Origin of the sequence: Streptomyces sp. LUP47B (assembly GCF_001746295.1) — a bacterium.
Lineage (GTDB): Bacteria > Actinomycetota > Actinomycetes > Streptomycetales > Streptomycetaceae > Streptomyces.
This window is the reverse complement of record NZ_MJAH01000002.1, coordinates 296395-315322: the sequence shown is the minus strand read 5'-3', so window position 1 is coordinate 315322 and position 18928 is coordinate 296395. Positions and strand designations below refer to the sequence as shown.

Below are 18928 nucleotides of genomic sequence, written 5' to 3'. Positions count from 1 at the left end.
ACCGGTGGGCGAAAACTGTGCCACCCCACCTGAACACAGCCCGTCCACATCCTCCCCCTGAGAAGCGCTCAGTCCCCCCACAACCAGCCGGAAAGACACTGCTGAGTTCCGCACCCTGAGACGAGTTGGAGCACCCATGCCCCAGCACGTGCCCCATCCGCTGCACACGCCTCCCCAGGCGTCGCAGCGGCAACCCTCATCGCACAGCCCGCACCACTCCTCGGCGCTCCCCCCACCTCCGCGCCGAATCGTTTTTCTCGCCCATCGTGACCTGGACAATCCCGCGGCCGGCGGCTCGGAGCTGCTGGTCGACCGCCTCGCCGACGGACTGACCCGGCTCGGCCACCAGGTGACCCTCCTGTGCGGCGGCCCGGCCTCCTACCGGGACTACCGCGTCGTGTCGGCGGGCGGCGAGTTCGGCCACTACCTGCGCGCCCGTACGGCCTTCGCCCGCCAGGTCGGCGAGACCGACCTGCTGGTCGAGGTGTGCAACGGCATGCCGTACCTCGCGCCCCTGTGGCACCACGGACCCACCCTGTGTCTGGTCAACCATGTGCACACCGACCTGTGGAAGATGCGGTTCGGCGGGCCCCTGGCGCCGGCCGCCCGGATCGGCCGAAGACTCGAACACTGGGCCCTGGCCGGTGCGGCGGCCAGACACCGGAGCCTGCTGGTCGCCGTGTCCCCGTCGACGGCCCACGCCCTGCGGGCGATCGGAGTAGAGCGGGACCGTATCCGCGTCGTGCACAACGGCGTCGAGGAGCCGGAGCCCCTCGTCCGCCGCTCGCCCGAACCACTCTTCGTGGCCGTGGGCCGGCTGGTCGAGTACAAGCGGATCGATCTGCTGCTGAGGCTCTGGGAGCGGGTCCGGCCGGTGACCGGTGGTCGGCTGGTGATCGTCGGAGACGGCCCCGAGCGGTCCCAGCTGGAGCAACTCGCCGGTCCCGGCGTGGAGTTCACCGGGCATGTCTCCGAGGCCGAGAAGCACCGGCTGCTGTGCGAGGCGTGGCTGCTGCTCCATCCCTCGGCCGTGGAGGGCTGGGGGCTGGTCGTCACCGAGGCCGCGACCCGGGAGACACCGACCATCGCCTTCGACGTGCCCGGACTGCGGGACTCAGTCGTGGACGGGGAGACGGGGGTGCTCGCGCGGGGCGAGTCCTCGTTCGCCGCCGCGTGGTGCACGTTGGCTCTGTCGTCCCATCAGCGGGAGTTGATGGGCAAGGCTGCTCGCGATCGGGCTGCCCGATTCCGTTGGCATCGGACCGTCAGACAGTTTCGCGCGGTTGCCTCCGAGGCGGTGAGGGGCTGGGGACCGTGACACGGCCTCGGGCGAAGGACCCCTCCCTTCGGCGTTCCCTCACTCTCTTCCGGGCCTTCCTCCATGAGCAGGACGACCCCGAGTCCTGCTACGCGCTGCTCGCCCGCGACGCCGTGGACCAGGTCGAGGCCTACGACGGTCCCGTCGCCGGCCGTACCGTCGTGGACGTCGGCGGCGGCAGCGGGTACTTCACCGAGGAGTTCCGCAGACGCGGTGCCGACGCGTTCCTCTTCGAGCCCGATCCGACCGAACTGGGAGCGAAGCCACCCGACTCCACCGTGATCGCCGACGGCTATCTGCTCCCCCTGCGGGACGCGGCCGCCGACGTCACCTTCTCCTCCAACGTGCTGGAGCACGTGGCCGACCCGGAGACCTTCCTCAGTGAGCTCGTACGGGTCACCCGGCCCGGTGGGCTGATCTACGTGTCGTTCACCAACTGGCTGTCCCCGTGGGGCGGTCACGAGTGGGCGCCCTGGCACTACCTGGGCGCCGAACGGGCCCGTGCCCGCTATCGGCGCCGTACCGGAAAGGCCGCGAAACACACCCTCGGCGAGAACCTGTTCGCCGTGCACATCGGCCCGACCCTGCGGCAGGTGCGTGCCCGGGACGACGTCACGGTCGTCTCGGCGCGCTCCCGCTACTGGCCCTTCCTCGCGGAGACCGTCGTCCGGGCTCCCGGGATCCGCGAGGTGGCCACCTGGAACCTCCTCCTCATCCTCCGGCGGTGTCCACCATGACGACGTCCACGGTCCAGGCCCCTCCTCCGGCAGCCGTCCCCACCACCGCGAGCATGTCGGGCCCCCCGGAGGGCCCGCGGTCGCGGCGCTGGCTGCTGGGGTTCTGGGCCGTGGTCTTCGTGCTGTTCCTCGTGGCGCACCCGGGCCGGCAGACCTTCGACACCAAGCTGGGCGTCACCACGGACCCGGGGCGCTTCCTCGCCGACCTCGGGCAGTTGTGGCACGACCAGGGCTCCTTCGGCGGCATCCAGGACCAGTACGTCGGCTATCTGTGGCCGATGCTGCCGTTCTACTGGCTGGGCCACGCCCTCCAACTGCCGGTGTGGCTGGTGGAGCGGCTGTGGCTGTCGCTGATCGTGTCGGTCGCCTTCTGGGGCGCGCTCAGGCTGGCCGAGCGGCTGCGCATCGGCAACGGGCCGGGAAGGCTGCTCGCCGCCGTCGCGTACGCGCTGTGGCCGACCTTCACCATCGTCATCGGCTCGACCTCCGCCGCCGCGCTGCCCGGCGCCTTCCTGCCGTGGGTGCTGCTGCCGCTGACGAACGAGCGCTACAGCGCCCGGATCGCCGCCCTGCGCTCGGCGCTGATCATCCCGTTCATGGGCGGGGTGAACGCGGCCTCCACGCTGGCCTGTCTGCTGCCCGTCGGCCTGTATCTCCTCTCCCGGCCACCCGGGCCCCGGCAGCGAAAACTGATCGCCTGGTGGGTACCGGGCGTGATCCTGGCGACGGCCTGGTGGGTGATCCCCCTGCTGCTGCTCGGCCTCTACGGCGAGAACTTCCTGCCGTACGTCGAGAGCGCGCGGACCACGACCGAGACGATGTCGGCGACGGAGTCCCTGCGCGGGGCCGGGAACTGGGTCGCCTATCTGCACCTCGGGGAGGCGTGGCTGCCGGCCGGCTGGACCGTGGCCTCCTCGGTGGTCGTGATCCTCTGCTCGGCGCTCGCGGCCGGCCTCGGACTCGCGGGCCTGGCGCGGCGGGACATGCCGGAGCGCCGGTGGCTGGTGCTGACCGTGCTGACGGCCGTCCTGGTGCTGCTCGCGGGATACGGCGGCGCGTTCGGCGCACCCTTCCACGGGCTCGTGCAGGACTGGCTGAACGGCGGCCTCGCGCCCTTCCGCAACATCTACAAGTTCCAGCCGGGGCTGGCGCTCGCGCTGGTGCTGGGACTCGCCCATCTGGTGGGCGTGGCGACCGAACCGCGCGGCGCGCGTGAGATGAGAGGACGCCGGTACGCCCCGCTGATCGCGGCGGTCCTCGTCCTGCCCGGGCTGATGTGGCCGTATCTCAACGGCACGATCCTGAACCCGGGCTCCTTCCAGCAACTGCCCAAGTACTGGCAGTCCACGTCCGACTGGCTGGAGAAGTACTCCCCCGACTCGCGCGCCCTCGTCGTCCCCGCGACCGCGCACGGCATCTACACCTGGGGCTCCCCCATCGACCAGCCGCTCGACGTGCTCGCCGAGTCCCGGTGGGCGCAACGGGACTACATCCCCTTCGGCACCCCCGGCAACCGGCGTACGACGGACGCGGTCGAGCAGGCCCTGCTGACCGGCGGCGAGATCCCGGGCCTCGCCGACTACCTGAGCCGGGCCGGGGTCTACTACGTCGTCGTCCGCAACGACCTCGACCCCGACCAGATCGGCACCGTGTCGTCCTCGGTCGTCAAGCGGGCCCTCGAACAGTCCGGCTACGAGCGGGTGACGGGCCTCGGGCCGCTCATGACGGGCGGGAAGATCGCGAACGACACCCCGCTCCAGATCGAGGGGCTGTACCCGAGGCAGCGGGCGGTGGAGATCTACCGTCCGGCGAGCGAGGACGTGCCACGGCCCGGTCAGGCGGGGCTGCTGCCGGTCGCCGACACCGTGCAGGTGTCCGGCGGACCCGAGTCGCTGCTGCCGCTGGCAACCGAACTGCGGGGCCGCGCAACGGTGTTGACCGGGGACAACCACCCCGGTCTCGGCACCCCGCCGCTCCAGGTCGTCGGCGACGGGCTGCGGCGCGCGGACACCCGGTTCGGGCTCGTCAACGCGAACACCTCGTACACGTACACCGACGACGAACGGAACGCCTCCGGGGCCGCCCAGGACGCCGGCGAGAAACCGCACCAGATCCTGCCGACCACGGGACTCTCGCACCAGACGGTGGCCGAACTGCGCGGCGCCCGCACGGTGACGGCGTCGTCGTACGGCAACTGGCTGTTCCATCTCCCGCAGTTCGACCCGGTCAACGCCTTCGACGGCAACCCGGACACCGCCTGGGCGGAGGGCGTGGCGGGCTCGCCGGACGGGCAGTGGCTGCGGATCGGGTTCTCCGACCCCGCGTACGACATGCCCTCGTCGTTCAAGGTCACGCCGTTGCCGCAGGACAGCGTGCGGTCGGCGGCGACCAAGGTGCGGGTGGAGACGGAGAACGGCTCGCGCACCAGTTTCCTGCGGGCCGACGGGTCGACACAGAGCGTCAAGGCCCCTCCGGGTACGACGGGTTGGATGAAGCTGACGATCGTCGACTCGGTCGCGCGCCGGACCGGTCTCGCCGGGGCCGGGTTCTCCGAGATCGACCTGCCGGGCGTGCAGGTGACCCGGCTGCTGCGGCTGCCGGCCGACGCGGACTCCTCCGACGCGCCCGCCGAGATCGTCTCCCTGCACCGGGTCCCCGACCCGGCCGGGATCTCCCCGACCGGCACCGAGGCCGGCCTGCACCGCCGCTTCGACACGGCGGCCTCGGGAACGTACTCGGTGAAAGCGAGCGCGGTACCGGTGAGCGGGGAGGAACTCGACAAGCTGCTGTACGAGGTGGCCCCCGACCAGCGCAACCGCATCACCGCGACCGCCGACTCCACGGCCGCTCTCGGCACGGGTCTGTCCGCCCGCAACCTCACCGACGGCGACCTCACCACGGCCTGGATCGCGGGCGACCGGCCCACCGTCCACCTCAGCTGGAACGGCAAACAGCCCATCGGGGAAGTGGTGCTGGCGCCCGCCGGCGGACTCTCCGCCCGCCCCACCGAGGTGGACATCACCTCGCCCGACGGCGCGACGGTCGCCGGTGTCGACGAGAACGGCGCGGTGCGCTTCCCGTCGATCACGACCGACCGCCTCGACATCACGATCACCAAGACAGCCCCGCTGACCCTGCACAACCCGGTCGCGGACGAGGATCTCCAACTCCCGGTGGGCCTCACGGAGGCCTACATCCCGGCCCTCGACCAGTACCGGACCCCGCAGCCGAAGGCCACGCGGAAGTTCTCCCTGCCGTGCGGCAAGGGGCCGGTGCTGGCGGTCGACGGGAAGCTGTACCAGACCGGCGTGTCGGGCCGGATCCGGGACCTGACCGACCGGCGGGAGCTGACGGTGACGCTCTGTCAGTCCGGTCGCTCGGACGCCGAGTTGTCCCTCGCTTCCGGTGAGCATGTCGTCGAGGGCGGGGACGCCGGGCCGCTCGCCCTGACCGGCGTCACGCTGACCCGCGGCACCGTCGCCGAACCGACCGCGCTCGCACGGGAGTTGCGGATACGGGACTGGCTCGGCGACAAACGCGAGGTGACCGTGGGGTCGGGCGCCGCCTCGTACCTCACGACGTACGAGAACTACAACGACGGCTGGAAGGCCACCCTGAACGGGAAGTCGCTGTCCCCGCTGCGGCTCGACGGCTGGCAGCAGGGCTGGCGCGTCCCCGCGGGCGCGGGCGGCACGGTCAAGCTGTCGTACGAGCCCGCGACGACCTACGACGGCGCGCTGATCGGCAGCGGGGTCGCACTGGCGGCGCTGGTGGGCCTGATCCTGTGGCGCAGGCGCTCACCGAACCCCGACGAGCCGCAGCGGGTGCCCCCGGCGCCGGGCGTATGGCTCGGGGTGGTGGCGCTCACGGTGGTGGGCGTGGTCATCGCGGGCTGGTTCGCGCTGCTGGTCCCGGCGTTGGCGCTGCTCGCGTCCCGACGCCACGGACTCCTGGTGCCGATCGCCTTCGTGGCACTGGCGGGGGCGGGGATCGCCGCGGCGGTGGGAGCCGGTGAACCGGTGGGCGCAGCGGACGGGGCATTCGGCCACGTGGCCCAACTCCTCGCACTGATCGGGCTGTTCGCGGCTCTGGTGAGTGTGCGTGAGCGTGAGACACCCCCCGAGTCCGAGGCACCGACACAGCAACTGCCGCCGGTCGAGGTGAGCAAGGGGAGGACGGAACCGACATGACCCCACCGACACGCATCCCGTTCCCGGTGGTCGACGAGGTCTCCCGCCACTGCCTCCAGGAGGAGGAACCGGAGACGGTCCACATCGAGGTGCATCTGCCGGGCCGGCTGGATCCGGCTCGCCTCCGAAAGGCGTTCACGGAGGCGCTGCACCGACACCCCCGGATCCTGATGCGAGAGGCTCCAGGGGGCCGCTACCGCCGCCGCTACGAGTGGGAACTGACGGCGGAGCCGGATGTGGAGGTGGTGACCTTTCCGAGGCCGCGGCGAGATGCGTTGCGGAATGCGCGGACAAGGGCTTTGGAGGAGGCGCCTCCCCTCTCCCTGTCCCCACCGATCCGGCTGGAGGTGGTGGAGGGAGCGGGCCCAGCAGAAGGCAGCGAGGCCACAGACCTGGTTGGCCTGCAACCCCCTGAGGGGCGCGGGGAACTGCGCGACCAGCCCCCACTCAGCCGCACCCAGAAGACGACCGTCCTCTTCCTCACCATCAACCACACAGCCCTGGACGGCCCCGCCTGCCTCCGCATCCTCGCCACGGCGGCCGAAATCTACGGCGGCAAGGACAACTCCCCGGCCCCGGCACCCACCCGCGCACCGGAAACCCCACAGCACACCCCGGACACGGCCTCCAACTGGACCCGCCCCGCCCGCGTAGCGCAAGGCACCCCCGAGAACTCCCCCGGCAACGGCCTCCTCGTCACCGAACTCCCCCTCCCCCACCGCCCCAAGGGCTCCCCCTACACGGTCAACGACCAGCTCATGGTCACCACGGCCCTGACAATCGCCCACTGGAACAGGGAACACGGCGCCGGCCCCCGCCCCCTCCGCATCACGATGCCCGTCGACGACCGCCCGAGGGACACGACGATGCCGATAGGAAACGGCACCCGCCTGGTGGAAGTCCCCTTCTCGCCCGACGAGTTGAAACACACCGCCGACGACATGCCCGCGTTCCTGCGCCGCACGGCACAACGCACCCGCGCACTCAAATCCCTCACCCGCCCCCAACTGGGCCACGGCGCGAGCCTGCTCACCGCCCCGGTCACCCCGGTGACCTGGCGGGCGGCCCTCACCCGCGGTCTGCGCAGAGCCGCCGCCCCCTGGACCTCGACCACGCTGCTCAGCAACATCGGCCGCATCCCGTACCCCTTGGACTTCGGCGAGGAGGCGGGCCGCGCGCACGCCGTGTGGTTCTCGGCGCCCGCGAGGATGCCCCGCGGCCTCACGGTCACGACCGCCTCCACCGCGGGCCGGCTGCACCTCGCGCTGCGCTGGTCCCGCGCCCTGCTCAGCCACGGCGACGGCACCCACCTGCGGGACCTGTTCGAGCACTACCTGCACGCCACGGAGGTGGCCCCGTGAACACCACCGCACCCCCGCGCCGCGGCGGCCTCAGGGACTTCTACGAGGATCCCGCCGTCCCCGTCGCCTCCGGCACCCCCCGCTCACTGCGCCAGGCCCGCATGCTGGCCACGGCCCTCGGAGCCCCCGGAGAGACCGGGCGCACCGTCCTGGACATCGGCTGCGGCGACGGCACCGCGGCCGCCACGGCGGCACCGCTCCTCACCGGCCACACGATCGTCGGCGTCGACTGGTCCCAGGACGCCCTGAAACGCGCCCGCACCCGGCTGCCGTACGCCGTCCGGGGCGACCTCACCGGTCCCGGGCTGCCGTTCGGGTCCGCGTCCGTCGACGCCGTGCTGTTCAGCGAGGTCGTCGAGCATCTCGTCGACCCGGACGCCGCGCTCGACGAGATCCGCCGCATCCTGCGCCCGGGAGGTCACCTCATGCTGTCCACACCGAACCTGGCCGCCTGGTACAACCGCGGACTGCTGCTGGCCGGCGTCCAGCCGGTGTTCTCGGAGGTGAGCCTGCGGGCGATCCACGGCAGGCCGGGACGCGAGGTCGTAGGGCATCTGCGGCTGTACACGGCCCGTGCGCTGCGGGAGTTCGTCGCGGCGGCCGGCTTCGAGGTCGTACGGCTGGAGGGGGCGCCCTTCCACGGTGTGCCGCGTCCGCTGCGCGCACTGGACCGGCTGGCGTGTGCCAGACCGTCGCTCGCGTCGATCCTGCTGCTGCACGCGCGCAAGACGTAGGGGGCGGGACGATGTGGTGGGGAGTGGCGGCGGCCCTGTTGGCGAACACCCTGTACAGCGTCGGATTCGTGCTGGAGAAACGGGCGCTCACCTCCCTGCCCGAGGTGTCGATCCGGCAACCGGTCAAGCTGCTGGGGCTGGTGCTCCGCAGCCCCCTGTGGATCGGCGGCTCGCTCTCGCTGGCGGCCGGGTTCGGGGCGCAGCTCGCGGTCTACCGGACGCTGCCGATCGCGGCCGCGCAGGGCATCTTCGTCTCCGGTCTGGTGCTGCTCGTCCTGCTGTCGGCCCGGCTGCTCGGCGAGGAGACGACCGGCCGGGAGCGGTACGCGCTGGGCGCCATCCTCGCCGCGCTCCTCATGGTCGTACTGTCGCTGAAGGAGGGTTCGGACCGGGTCAGCCGGGACGCCCCGTACCAGCTGATCCTGCTGGTGTGCGTGCCGTCGCTGGCGGCGGGCGTGTGGCTGTACGGGTCCGCCGAGCGGCGCACGCGACACCGGCACCGCATGCCGACGACCGGTGTCGAGTACGGCGTGGCGGTGGGTCTGCTGTACGGGGTCAGCTCGCTCGCGATCAAGGGCGTGTCGAGCTATCTGCCGTCAAGTGGACTCGGCAGCGCGATAGTTGAGCTGTTGGGCTCCCCGTATCCGTATCTCCTGTTGTTCACCGGGGCGTTCGGCCTGGTGATGTCGCAGGCGGCGCTGCAACGCTGCCGGGCCTCGCTGATCGTGCCGGTGTGCACGACGGTGACCTGCCTGTACACGGCGGTGCTCGGCACGCTCTCGTTCGGCGAGTCCCTGCCCCACGACCCGCTGCGGCTCGCGCTGCGCCTCGCGGGCACGGTGCTCGCCGTCGCCGTACTGCTCAGCATGCCCAAGCACGATCCGGCGCCCAAACCCCCCATCGGTGCCAAGGAGTTGACGCCCCCATGAACCCCGACGACCCGCTGCTGCAGATCCTGGCCTGTCCGCTCGACAAGGGCCCGCTGCATCTCGTACCGCCGAACGAGGCCCTGTACAACCCGCGGCTGCGCCGCCGCTATCCGATCGTCGACGGCATCCCGCAGTTGCTGCCCGCCTCCGGCGAGCAGGTGACGGACGACGAGCACGAAGACCTTCTGAAACGGATGACTCCATGACCGGAACGGCCCGTACCTGGGCGGCGAGAGTGGCCCCCCATCTGCCCACCCGCCTCGTCGCGGCGGTCGCCCGGGCCGTGTACCCGCGCTTCGAGCCGGAGTTGGCGCGCCTTGCCGACCTGTGCCCGGCGGACTGCGGGACGGCGGTGGACGTGGGCGGCTGGTACGGGCCGTGGACACGGCGGCTGGCCGGGCGGGCGCGGCGGGTGGTGACCGTCGAGCCGGTGCCCCATCTGGCCCGGCTGCTGACCTCGGCCGCCCCGGCGAACGTACAGGTCGTGCAGGCCGCCGCCGCGGACCGGCCGGGCACCGCGCGATTGTGGCTGCCACCCGGCGACAAGGGCGACCGGGGGGTGTCCTCCCTGGTCCGGCGGGACATCCACGGCCGGGCGGTGGACGTCCGGTGCGTCACGCTGGACGAACTGGACCTCAAGGACGTCGGCTTCGTCAAGATCGACGTGGACGGGAGCGAGCTCGCGGTGCTGCGCGGGGCCACGGGAATCCTCGCGCGCGACCGGCCCGCGCTCTTCGTCGAACTGGAGTCCCGGATCCAGCCGATCGCCCCGGTGGTGACGTACTTGTCCCTCCTCGGCTACGACGGCTGGGTACTCCCCCGCGCCACCTGGGTCCCGCTGTCCGGCTTCCCCCTGGAGGCCCACCAGGAGACGGCGTCGTACGTCGTCAACCAGGGGCTTCTCCGTCGCGTCCTGCCCTTCCTCCACCGCCCGCGATACATCAACTCGGTGCTGTTCCTCCCCGACGGCCGGCGGCCCGGTGTCAGTGCGGTGGGGGACGATGGGGCACATGCCCTCCGGAAAGCAGGCGGCTAGCGCGCCCTTCACCCCGCTCGACTTCCAGCTGGTCCTGTTGCGCCGCATGGCCGACCACAACCCCGGCCTGGTGGAGGACGCCCGGCACACGCTGGGCGTCTCGATCGCGGACATGCGGGAGGCCAACAAACGCTGGCAGGCGATGGTCCGTTCTCCCCGGGCCCGCACCCCCGCGTCCCGCTACCGCTCGGTCCTCGGCGCCCCGGAGACGGTCCTCACCCGTAAGGTCGGCGACCTGGAGTGCGAGGCCTGGCTCTGGCCCGTCCCCCTCTGGCCCGACCTCCGCTTCGAGGCGCTCCTGGCGCCGAACGGCTCGACGGTGTGGAACGAGTGGCTGATCAGGGCACCGCAAGCCAAGGGCCCTGACCTGCGCACCCTCGAAGACCTCACCCCATGGTCCTGCACCGTGGACGAGGCGGCCCGGGCCTTTCCCCCGGCCCGCCCCCTGGAGGGCACGGCCCCGACGCGCTGGGGCCTGACGTTCACGGCCCCGGACGAGAAGGGCGTACCCCGGGAGGTGGTGGCCGAGTTCACGTGGGGCCTGCTGCAAAGGCTCACGACGCGCTGATCGCGCCCTTCCGCCCGGCGCTCCGACGCCGCGTCCCCACCAGCGTGGCCAGGTCCTCGGCCAGGGGGAGTTCGACCGTGTCCAGGGCGGGGTGCTCCAGCCAGAAGACGCGGGGGCGGTCCACTGAACCGCCGTGCCCGGGCGGCCAGTCGGACGCCGGGGTGAAGTCGTCGATCACGATCCTGCCGCCCGGAGTGAGGAGACGGGCCGGGTCGGCCGGGGTGTCCTCGGGGGTCTTGCCTGTGCCGCCGCCGTCGAGGACGAGGAGGTCGTAGGGGCCGTGGGCCTCGATGCGCCGCCAGTCGCCCTGGAGGATCCGCACATCGGGACGGTCGGCGAACACCTCGGCGGCGACACGGGCGCGCTCCGGATCGCGCTCGACGCTGAGGAGCCGTACGCCTTCCCGCGCCCCCGAGGCCAGCCAGGCCAGGCCCACCCCGCAGCCCGTGCCGGTCTCCCCGACGAGGGTCCGGGCTCCGCCCGCCAGGGCCTGCAGCAGACGGCCCTGTTCCGGGCGGCAGGAGTAGGGGAAGCCGTGGGTGCGGGCCGCGGCGAGGGCTCGTTCCACGAGCGGGGGGAGGTGGGGTTCCCTGTCGTACGCGTCGGTTCCGGACATCGACATGGCCGTCATGATGCAGGGGATCGGGCCACCGTCTCCACCACGTCCGCCACCACACAGCTGACGTTGTCCGGGCCGCCCGCGGAGTTCGCCGCGTCGACCAGGCAGTGGACGGCCGTGTCGGGGGCGGGGACGGTGGTGAGCAGGTCACGGATGGTGCTGTCGGGGACGACGGCCGAGAGGCCGTCGGAGCACAGCAGATAGCGGTCGCCGGGTTCGGCGTCGTGCAGTTTCAGGTCCGGGGTGCCCCTCGTGAGGGCCTTGACGAGCAGGGCCCGCTGCGGGTGGCTGACCGCCTCCTCCACCGTCAGCCGGCCCTCGTCGACCAGCGACTGGACCATCGTGTGGTCGTGGGTGATACGGAAGAGGGCGCCGCCGCGCAGGAGATAGGCGCGGGAGTCGCCGATGTGCACCAGGGCGAGGCGGGAGCCGGTCCACAGCAGGGCGGTCAGGGTCGTGCCGTTCTCGTCGGTGCCCGCGGCCACGTCCCGCACCGCCTCGGTCGCCCCGTGCACGGCGTCCGCCAGGAGGTTGAGGACGTTGCCGGCCGGGATGTCGGCGGTGTCCAGGAACCGCAGTGCCGCCACGGCCGCGCTGCTGGCGGGGGCGCCCGCCGGGCCGTATCCGTCGGCGACCGCGAGGAGGCGGGCGCCCGCGTGGGCGGTGTCCTGGTTGGCGGGGCGGACCAGACCCGGGTCCGAGTGGGCGGAGTAACGCAGTTCGAGCACGGTGGTGTCCTTCCTCGGTGTCGCCGTCAGCTCGTCGACGAGGAACGCGGCGAGATCCCGCCGTACGGCCGTCTCCGCCTCGACCTGCGCCCAGTACGCGCGGATCTCGTCGGCGGCGGCAGCGGGCGGGAGCGCGCACACCGTACGGATCCGGGCCAGCGGCATGCCCAGCCGCCGTAGCCACGCCACCAGCCGGGCCTGTTCCAGCTGGGCCGGCGTGTAGTAGCGGTAGCCCGTCGCCGCGTCGACGCGGGCCGGACGCAGCAGCTCCAGCTCGTCGTAGAGCCGCAACGCCTTCGGCGACAGACGGCAAGCCCGCGCGAAGGCCCCGATCGTCAGCCACTCCATACGGCCTCCCCCGTTCCTCGCCCTCGATGGTGGGGCTTCACCAAGGGGGAAGGTAAACGGTTTGCCGCGCGTTCCCCTCCCGCCGTTAGCCTGCGGGACGAGCCCCATGGGAAAGGAACCCGCCGTGCCCCGAATAGCCCTCGTCACCTACGACCCACACCCGGAACCCAGCAAGGACGCCGACCTGCCCGTGCTGGTCGCCGCGCTGCGCGAGGCCGGGGCCGAGGCGGAGGCCGTGTTCTGGGACGACGCCGACGTCGACTGGGCCGGGTACGACCTGGCCGTCATCCGCTCCACCTGGGACTACAGCTGGCGGGCGGCCGAGTTCGTGGCGTGGGCGGAACGGTGCGCCAAGGTGACGCGGCTCGCCAATCCGGCGGAGGTCGTGCGCTGGAACACCGACAAGCGGTACCTCGGGGAGCTCGCGGAGGCGGGGGTGCCGGTGGTGCCGACCCGGTATCTCGCGCCCGGCGACCCGGCCGACCTGCCCCGCGACCACGAGTACGTGATCAAGCCCACGTCCGGGGCGGGCGCGCGGTATGCCGCGCGGTACACGCCCGAACAGGACGCCGGTGCCGTACGGCAGCTGGAGCGCATGCACGCCGAGGGGCTGACCGCGATGGTGCAGCCGTACATGCGGGGCATCGACGCGGGCGGTGAGCGGGCGCTGCAGTTCTTCGGGGGCCGGCTGCTGCACGCCAGCCGCAAGCGGGCGGTCCTCGCTCCCGGTACGGCCTTCGACGCGGCCAAGACCGCCCACCCGGGCCTGGAGCCCTGGAGGCCGACCCCGGCCGAACTCGCGGTCGCCGAGCGCGCCCTGGCCGCCGTACCGGATGCGCCGGAGCTGCTGTACGCGCGCGTGGACCTCGTCGACGGGGAGGACGGGCAGCCACGGGTGATGGAACTGGAGCTGGTCGAGCCGAACCTCTTCCTCTTCCTGCACCCGACGTCGGTGCCGACGGTGGTCGAAGCGGTGCTGCGGGCCGCACGGTAGACCCGATCCCGGGTCACCCTCGACGCATGGCGGTCGCCGCTACTCGCCTTCCTCCGGCTCCCAGTCCAGCAGCCGTACCTTCGCCACCGTACGGACATGGCGGCGCATCGCCGAGGCCGCCTGGCCCGGGCGCTGGAGGGCGATCGCGTCGAGGATCGCCCGGTGCTGGGCGAGGGAACGCTCGGGGCGGTGCGGCTGGCGCAGCGACTCGGTGCGGCTCTCGGCGATCTGGTCGGCGATGGAGCGCATGAACTCAGCGAGCAGGCTGCTGTGCGCGGCGGCGGTGACGGCCGCGTGGAACAGCCGGTCGCCCTCGATGCCGTGACCGCCGTCCTCGATCTCCCCTGCCATCCTGGCGAGGGCCATGCGCATGGCGACGAGGTCCTCGTCCGTGCGGCGTTCAGCGGCCAGTTCGGCGAGCTTGGTCTCCAGGGCCTCGCGGGCGTCGAGGACGTCGGGCAGGCGCCGGCGCCGCTCGACCATCTTCTCGACGGGCTCGACGTCGAGGCTGTCCCGGACGAGGTACGTTCCGCCGCCGTGCCGTGCCTCGACCAGTCCCTGGACCTCCAGCACGACGATCGCCTGCTTCACGGAGGCCCGGCTGACGCCGAGGCGGGTGGCCAGGTCGCGCTCGGGCGGGAGCCGGTCGCCGGCCCGGAGCCCGCCCTCGGCGACGTACTGGCGCAGTCGGTCGAGCACCTGCTCGTAGAGCCGCGGCTTGGTCATGGGGCGCAGGGCGTCGTTCACGGGTCCCCCTCTCGTTCGTCGGGAGAGTAACACCCAAGGAACACCCCATAGGTGGCCAATTGGTCAAGTGGCTGAGCCAATTTCGCACGCCCCCTTGACGGGCCGCGCGGTCCGCACCACGCTAACCAGCCATCCCCCCATATGGCTGAGTGGCTCAGCCAATTGTCCACTGAGCCAGTCGGCCACGCCACCGCTCCGGGGCCCAACGACGGGAGCCCGTATGTCCCCAGAACTCATCTCGATCCTCGTCCTGGTCGTGGTGTTCGTCATCGCCACCACCCGTTCCGTGAACATGGGCGCCCTCGCCTTCGCCGCCGCGTTCGCCGTGGGCGAGCTGGTCGCCGACCTGGACGCGGACGGCATCTTCGCCGGTTTCCCCGGCGACCTGTTCGTCGTCCTCGTCGGCGTGACGTATCTGTTCGCGATCGCGCGGGCCAACGGCACCACGGACTGGCTGGTCCACGCGTCCATCCGGCTGGTGCGCGGGCGCGTGGCGCTGATCCCGTGGGTGATGTTCGCGATCACCGGCGCGCTGACGGCGATCGGCGCGGTCAGTCCGGCCGCGGTCGCGATCGTCGCGCCGATCGCGCTGAGTTTCGCCGCGCGGTACGGGATCAGCCCGTTGCTGATGGGCGCGATGGTCGTGCACGGCGCCCAGGGCGGCGGTTTCTCACCGATCAGCATCTACGGCACGATCGTCAACGGCATCGTCGAGCGCGAGCACCTCCCGGGCAACGAGGTGTTCCTCTTCCTGGCCTCGCTCATCGTCAACGTCGTCATCGCGGGCGTGATGTTCGTGCTGTTCGGCGGGCTGAAGCTGTGGGCGCAGGGTGCGGTCCCGTTGGACGAGGCCGCCGGGGCCGGGGGTGCTCCCGACAAGCGGGACGCGCCGGACGGCGGCGCCGCCCCAGCCCCCGCCCCCTCCTCAGGCAGCGGCCCCGCCACCGCCGTGGCCACCCGCACCGAGGCCCCCGACACCACCCGTCTCTCCCCCGCCCGGATCGCGACCCTCACCGCTCTGGTCGCCCTCGTGGTCGCCGTTCTCGCCTTCGACCTCGACGCCGGGCTCATGTCCATCACTCTCGCGGTGATCCTGAGCGCCGCCTGGCCGGAGGACAGCCGCAAGGCCGTCGGGCAGATCGCCTGGTCCACGGTGCTGCTGATCTGCGGTGTCCTCACCTACGTCGGCGTGCTGGAGGAGATCGGCACGATCAAGTGGGCCGGTGAGGGCGTCGGCGGCATCGGCGTCCCGCTGCTGGCCGCCGTACTGCTGTGCTACATCGGCGCGATCGTCTCCGCGTTCGCCTCGTCCGTGGGGATCATGGGCGCGCTGATCCCGCTGGCGGTGCCGTTCCTCGCGCAGGGCGAGATCGGGGCGGTCGGGATGGTGGCGGCGCTGGCGGTGTCGGCGACGGTCGTGGACGTGAGCCCGTTCTCGACGAACGGCGCGCTGGTGCTGGCCGCGGCACCGGACGTGGACCGCGAGCGTTTCTTCCGGCAGTTGATGATCTACGGGGGCATCGTGGTGGCGGTGGTACCCGCGGTGGTGTGGCTGGTGTTGGTGGTTCCGGGCTTCGGGTAGGACCGACAGGCGACAACAGTTTGGAGTTGTGAAGCGTGACCTCTCTCTTCCCGGCCCTCAGGGGCGACACGGCGGACCGTCCCGCCCTGCGGTTCGGCGACCGCTCACTCACCTACGCGCAACTCGCGGCCGCGACCGGCGCCCTGGCGGGCCGTCTCGCGCGGCACGACCGCGTGGCCGTCTGGGCGACCGCGGAACTGGAGACCGCGGTGGCCGTGGTGGCGGCCCTGGAGGCCGGTGTCGCCGCGGTGCCGCTCAACCCGAAGTCCGGGGAGAAGGAGCTCGGGCACATCCTGAACGACAGCACGCCGGGCCTGCTGCTCGCCCCACCGGGCATCGAACTGCCCGCGGCTGTCGGGCATTTGCAGCGCGTCGACATCGACGTGCACGCCACTGGCGGCACCGCCCCCGACAGTGCGGTGCGGGACGGCGACCCCGCCCTGGTCGTCTACACCTCCGGCACCACCGGCCCGCCGAAGGGCGCCGTGCTCCCCCGCCGGGCGATCGCCACCACCCTGGACGCCCTCGCCGACGCCTGGCAGTGGACGTCGGAGGACATCCTGGTGCACGGCCTGCCCCTCTTCCATGTGCACGGCCTGGTCCTCGGCATCCTCGGCCCGCTCCGCCGCGGCGGCTCGGTGCGTCACCTCGGCCGTTTCAGCACCGACGGCGTGGCCCGCGAGCTGAACGCCGGCGCGACGATGCTCTTCGGCGTCCCGACGATGTACCACCGAATCGCCGAAACCCTGGCGGGGGACCCCGAGTTGGTGAAGGCACTGGCCGGGGCCCGGCTGCTCGTCTCCGGTTCGGCGGCGCTCCCCGTGCACGACCACGAGCGCATCACGGCCACGACCGGCCGCCGGGTCATCGAGCGCTACGGCATGACGGAGACCCTCATGAACACCAGCGTGCGCGCGGACGGCGAGCCACGCGCCGGGACCGTGGGCGTACCGCTGCCGGGCGTGGAGCTGCGGCTCGTGGAGGAGGACGGGTCGGCGATCACGTCGTACGACGGCGAGACGGTCGGCGAGATCCAGGTGCGCGGGCCGAACCTGTTCACCGAGTACCTCAACCGGCCGGATGCGACGACGGCGGCGTTCACGGCGGACGGCTGGTTCCGCACGGGGGACATGGCGGTGCGGGACGCGGACGGATACGTCCGGATCGTCGGCCGGAAGGCCACCGACCTGATCAAGAGCGGGGGTTACAAGATCGGGGCGGGCGAGATCGAGAACGCGCTGCTGGAACACCCGGGGGTACGGGAGGCCGCCGTGACCGGGGAGCCGGACCCGGATCTGGGTGAGCGGATCGTGGCGTGGATCGTCCCGGAGGATCCCCAGTCCCCGCCCGCGCTGGGCGAGTTGGCGGACCACGTGGCCGCCCGCCTCGCGCCCCACAAGCGCCCGCGGGTCGTCCACCATCTCACCGCCCTCCCCCGCAACGACATGGGGAAGATCATGAAGCGGGCGCTGCATGACTGAGCGTCCGTCAGCGCGAGAGATCGTGGCCCTGGTGGCCGACGACTTCTCCGAAATCCCGTATCCCGAACGGCAGTCGAAGCCCGACGGACCGCTCGCCTGGCAGGGCTACGACGCCTCGCGCGCCCGCGCCGCCGAACGCACCGGTGAGCAGGAGTCGGTCATCTGCGGCACCGCGCGCGTCGAGGGCACCCGAGCCGTACTGATCGCCTTCGAGTTCGGCTTCCTCGGCGGCTCGCTGGGCGAACGCACCGGCGACCGTCTGGAGGCGGCGTACACGTACGCCCGCGCACACCGGCTTCCGGTCGTCCCGTTGGTGGCCACGGGCGGCAGCCGGATGCAGGAGGGCATGCTCGCCCTGACCCAACTCCAGCGCGTGGCACGCCAGTCGGCCCTCACCCGGGAGGCCGGTCTCCCCCAGATCGCGGTACTGCGTGACCCCACCACGGGCGGCGGCTGGGCTACCCTGGGCGCCGGCGCGGACGTGATCCTCGCCCTCCCGGGCGCCCAGGTCGGCTTCGCGGGCTCCCGGGTCCGCCCGCCGGACGCCGACCCGGCGGCGTACACGGCGGAGGCCCAGGTGGCGGCGGGCGCGGCGGACGCGGTCGTACGACCGGAGGACCTGCGGCGGACGCTGGGGAGGTGGCTGAGGTTGCTGTCGAGGCCGTCGGACAGCGCCGCCGCCATGACCGCGGACGATCACACCCCCGAAGCGGCGCCAGCCCCCCGCCACACGGCACCCGGCAGCACCGACTCCACGCCCCCGGACCCGACCGGCGAGGCCCACCCCACACCACGCACCGAACCCGCAGGACCCGCCGCAACCGGCAGCACCAACACCACTCCCCGGGACCCAACCGACACAGCCCACACCACGCATCGCACCGAACCCGCCCCCGTCCCGGCCCCGCTCGGGGCCACCGATCTCCCCGCCACCGGGTGGGACGCGGTCCGGCGTGCCCGTTCCGTGGGGAGGCCTCGCGCGGTCGCCTACCTGGACGCGTACTTCACCCACCGCGCGGCCATCTCCGGTGACCGTTGTGGCGGCACCGACCCGGGCATGCTGTGCGGCTTCGGCGAGCGCGGGGGCCGTACCATCGCCTACGCCGCCCAGACCGGTACGGCGACCCGTCCCGCCGGCTACCGCACCGCCACCCGTCTGATCCGCCTCGCGGACCGGTTCGGCATCCCGGTGCTCACCCTGGTGGACACGCCGGGCGCGGCCAACGACGCGGAGGCCGAACGCCAGGGCGCGGGCGCGGCCATCGCCGACCTGTTCACCACGGTCGCCTCCGCCCGCACCCCGATCACCACCCTGCTCATCGGCGAGGGCGGCTCCGGCGGCGCGCTGGCCCTGGCGGCCCCCGGCGCCACGTACGCCACCCCGGACAGCTACTTCTCCGTGATCGCACCCGAACTGGCGGCGGCGATCCTCAAGCGACCGCAGGAGGAGGTCGAGGCGACGGCGGACCAACTGCGCATCCGGCCACAGGACTTGGTGAAGCTCGGGGTGATCGCCCACCCCGATGGGCGAACGCTGCCATAACTTCACAAAACAC

16 protein-coding genes are annotated in these 18928 nt (G+C 72.3%); 13 read left to right on the top strand and 3 right to left on the bottom strand.

Annotation, left to right across the window (positions count from 1 at the left end):
- Positions 1–136 precede the first annotated feature (136 nt).
- The 9 genes from BFN33_RS07965 to BFN33_RS07925 are packed head-to-tail and all read left to right on the top strand — an operon-like array spanning position 137 to position 10873.
- Positions 137–1318, top strand: a complete 1182-nt coding sequence (locus BFN33_RS07965; RefSeq protein ID WP_069759196.1) for a glycosyltransferase family 4 protein — start codon at positions 137–139, stop codon at positions 1316–1318.
- Positions 1315–2055: a bifunctional 2-polyprenyl-6-hydroxyphenol methylase/3-demethylubiquinol 3-O-methyltransferase UbiG gene (locus tag BFN33_RS07960; protein WP_069759195.1), complete on the top strand. Its 741-nt coding sequence runs from the start codon at positions 1315–1317 to the stop codon at positions 2053–2055. Before BFN33_RS07965 ends, BFN33_RS07960 begins: the two co-directional genes overlap by 4 nt.
- On the top strand, positions 2052–6245 hold the full coding sequence (locus BFN33_RS07955; protein ID WP_069759194.1) for an alpha-(1->3)-arabinofuranosyltransferase family protein: 4194 nt from the start codon (positions 2052–2054) through the stop codon (positions 6243–6245). The genes BFN33_RS07960 and BFN33_RS07955 overlap by 4 nt, the downstream gene beginning before the upstream one ends.
- Positions 6242–7606 (top strand): condensation protein, encoded by a 1365-nt coding sequence (locus tag BFN33_RS07950; protein WP_069759193.1) that lies wholly within the window; start codon positions 6242–6244, stop codon positions 7604–7606. The genes BFN33_RS07955 and BFN33_RS07950 overlap by 4 nt, the downstream gene beginning before the upstream one ends.
- A complete protein-coding gene (locus BFN33_RS07945) occupies positions 7603–8340 on the top strand; it encodes a class I SAM-dependent methyltransferase (protein WP_069759192.1) in 738 nt (245 codons plus the stop codon). Before BFN33_RS07950 ends, BFN33_RS07945 begins: the two co-directional genes overlap by 4 nt.
- A gap of 23 nt (positions 8341–8363) precedes the next feature.
- Entirely contained in the window at positions 8364–9269 is a 906-nt protein-coding gene (locus BFN33_RS07940) for a hypothetical protein (RefSeq protein ID WP_069759191.1), read from the top strand.
- A complete protein-coding gene (locus tag BFN33_RS07935) occupies positions 9266–9475 on the top strand; it encodes a Trm112 family protein (RefSeq protein WP_069759190.1) in 210 nt (69 codons plus the stop codon). The genes BFN33_RS07940 and BFN33_RS07935 overlap by 4 nt, the downstream gene beginning before the upstream one ends.
- Positions 9472–10305, top strand: a complete 834-nt coding sequence (locus tag BFN33_RS07930; RefSeq protein ID WP_069759189.1) for an FkbM family methyltransferase — start codon at positions 9472–9474, stop codon at positions 10303–10305. The genes BFN33_RS07935 and BFN33_RS07930 overlap by 4 nt, the downstream gene beginning before the upstream one ends.
- The gene (locus BFN33_RS07925; RefSeq protein ID WP_370743260.1) at positions 10280–10873 is read left to right on the top strand and encodes a hypothetical protein; all 594 of its coding nucleotides are present in this window, start codon (positions 10280–10282) and stop codon (positions 10871–10873) included. The genes BFN33_RS07930 and BFN33_RS07925 overlap by 26 nt, the downstream gene beginning before the upstream one ends.
- Here BFN33_RS07925 and BFN33_RS07920 read toward each other — a convergent pair.
- A complete protein-coding gene (locus tag BFN33_RS07920) occupies positions 10860–11495 on the bottom strand; it encodes an O-methyltransferase (protein WP_069759187.1) in 636 nt (211 codons plus the stop codon). The two genes, BFN33_RS07925 and BFN33_RS07920, sit on opposite strands and share 14 nt — an antisense overlap.
- A gap of 5 nt (positions 11496–11500) precedes the next feature.
- A complete protein-coding gene (locus BFN33_RS07915; protein ID WP_069759186.1) occupies positions 11501–12568 on the bottom strand; it encodes a MerR family transcriptional regulator in 1068 nt (355 codons plus the stop codon).
- Between the two features lie 124 nt (positions 12569–12692).
- Here BFN33_RS07915 and BFN33_RS07910 point away from each other — a divergent pair, with 124 nt between their 5' ends.
- Complete coding sequence (locus BFN33_RS07910) at positions 12693–13562, top strand: RimK family alpha-L-glutamate ligase (RefSeq protein ID WP_069759645.1); 870 nt, start codon at positions 12693–12695, stop codon at positions 13560–13562.
- A gap of 39 nt (positions 13563–13601) precedes the next feature.
- Here BFN33_RS07910 and BFN33_RS07905 read toward each other — a convergent pair whose 3' ends face one another.
- Positions 13602–14309: a FadR/GntR family transcriptional regulator gene (locus tag BFN33_RS07905; protein WP_069759185.1), complete on the bottom strand. Its 708-nt coding sequence runs from the start codon at positions 14307–14309 to the stop codon at positions 13602–13604.
- A gap of 220 nt (positions 14310–14529) precedes the next feature.
- On the opposite strand from BFN33_RS07905, the gene BFN33_RS07900 reads away from it, so the two are divergent.
- Genes BFN33_RS07900 through BFN33_RS07890 form a run of 3 tightly spaced genes read left to right on the top strand, consistent with a single transcriptional unit; the run spans position 14530 to position 18915 of the window.
- On the top strand, positions 14530–15891 hold the full coding sequence (locus tag BFN33_RS07900) for an SLC13 family permease (RefSeq protein ID WP_069759184.1): 1362 nt from the start codon (positions 14530–14532) through the stop codon (positions 15889–15891).
- A gap of 35 nt (positions 15892–15926) precedes the next feature.
- The gene (locus tag BFN33_RS07895) at positions 15927–17372 is read left to right on the top strand and encodes an acyl-CoA synthetase (protein WP_069759183.1); all 1446 of its coding nucleotides are present in this window, start codon (positions 15927–15929) and stop codon (positions 17370–17372) included.
- Entirely contained in the window at positions 17365–18915 is a 1551-nt protein-coding gene (locus tag BFN33_RS07890) for a carboxyl transferase domain-containing protein (protein ID WP_069759182.1), read from the top strand. Before BFN33_RS07895 ends, BFN33_RS07890 begins: the two co-directional genes overlap by 8 nt.
- Positions 18916–18928 lie beyond the last annotated feature (13 nt).

What these genes read in the sequence shown, in the direction of transcription:
- BFN33_RS07965 (WP_069759196.1), top strand. Translation starts at nt 137, where the DNA reads ATGCCCCAGCACGTGCCCCATCCGCTGCACACGCCTCCCCAGGCGTCG.
- BFN33_RS07955 (WP_069759194.1), top strand. Translation starts at nt 2,052, where the DNA reads ATGACGACGTCCACGGTCCAGGCCCCTCCTCCGGCAGCCGTCCCCACC.
- BFN33_RS07950 (WP_069759193.1), top strand. Translation starts at nt 6,242, where the DNA reads ATGACCCCACCGACACGCATCCCGTTCCCGGTGGTCGACGAGGTCTCC.
- BFN33_RS07935 (WP_069759190.1), top strand. Translation starts at nt 9,266, where the DNA reads ATGAACCCCGACGACCCGCTGCTGCAGATCCTGGCCTGTCCGCTCGAC.
- BFN33_RS07930 (WP_069759189.1), top strand. Translation starts at nt 9,472, where the DNA reads ATGACCGGAACGGCCCGTACCTGGGCGGCGAGAGTGGCCCCCCATCTG.
- BFN33_RS07925 (WP_370743260.1), top strand. Translation starts at nt 10,280, where the DNA reads ATGCCCTCCGGAAAGCAGGCGGCTAGCGCGCCCTTCACCCCGCTCGAC.
- BFN33_RS07920 (WP_069759187.1), bottom strand. Translation starts at nt 11,495, where the DNA reads ATGTCGATGTCCGGAACCGACGCGTACGACAGGGAACCCCACCTCCCC.
- BFN33_RS07915 (WP_069759186.1), bottom strand. Translation starts at nt 12,568, where the DNA reads ATGGAGTGGCTGACGATCGGGGCCTTCGCGCGGGCTTGCCGTCTGTCG.
- BFN33_RS07900 (WP_069759184.1), top strand. Translation starts at nt 14,530, where the DNA reads ATGTCCCCAGAACTCATCTCGATCCTCGTCCTGGTCGTGGTGTTCGTC.
- BFN33_RS07890 (WP_069759182.1), top strand. Translation starts at nt 17,365, where the DNA reads ATGACTGAGCGTCCGTCAGCGCGAGAGATCGTGGCCCTGGTGGCCGAC.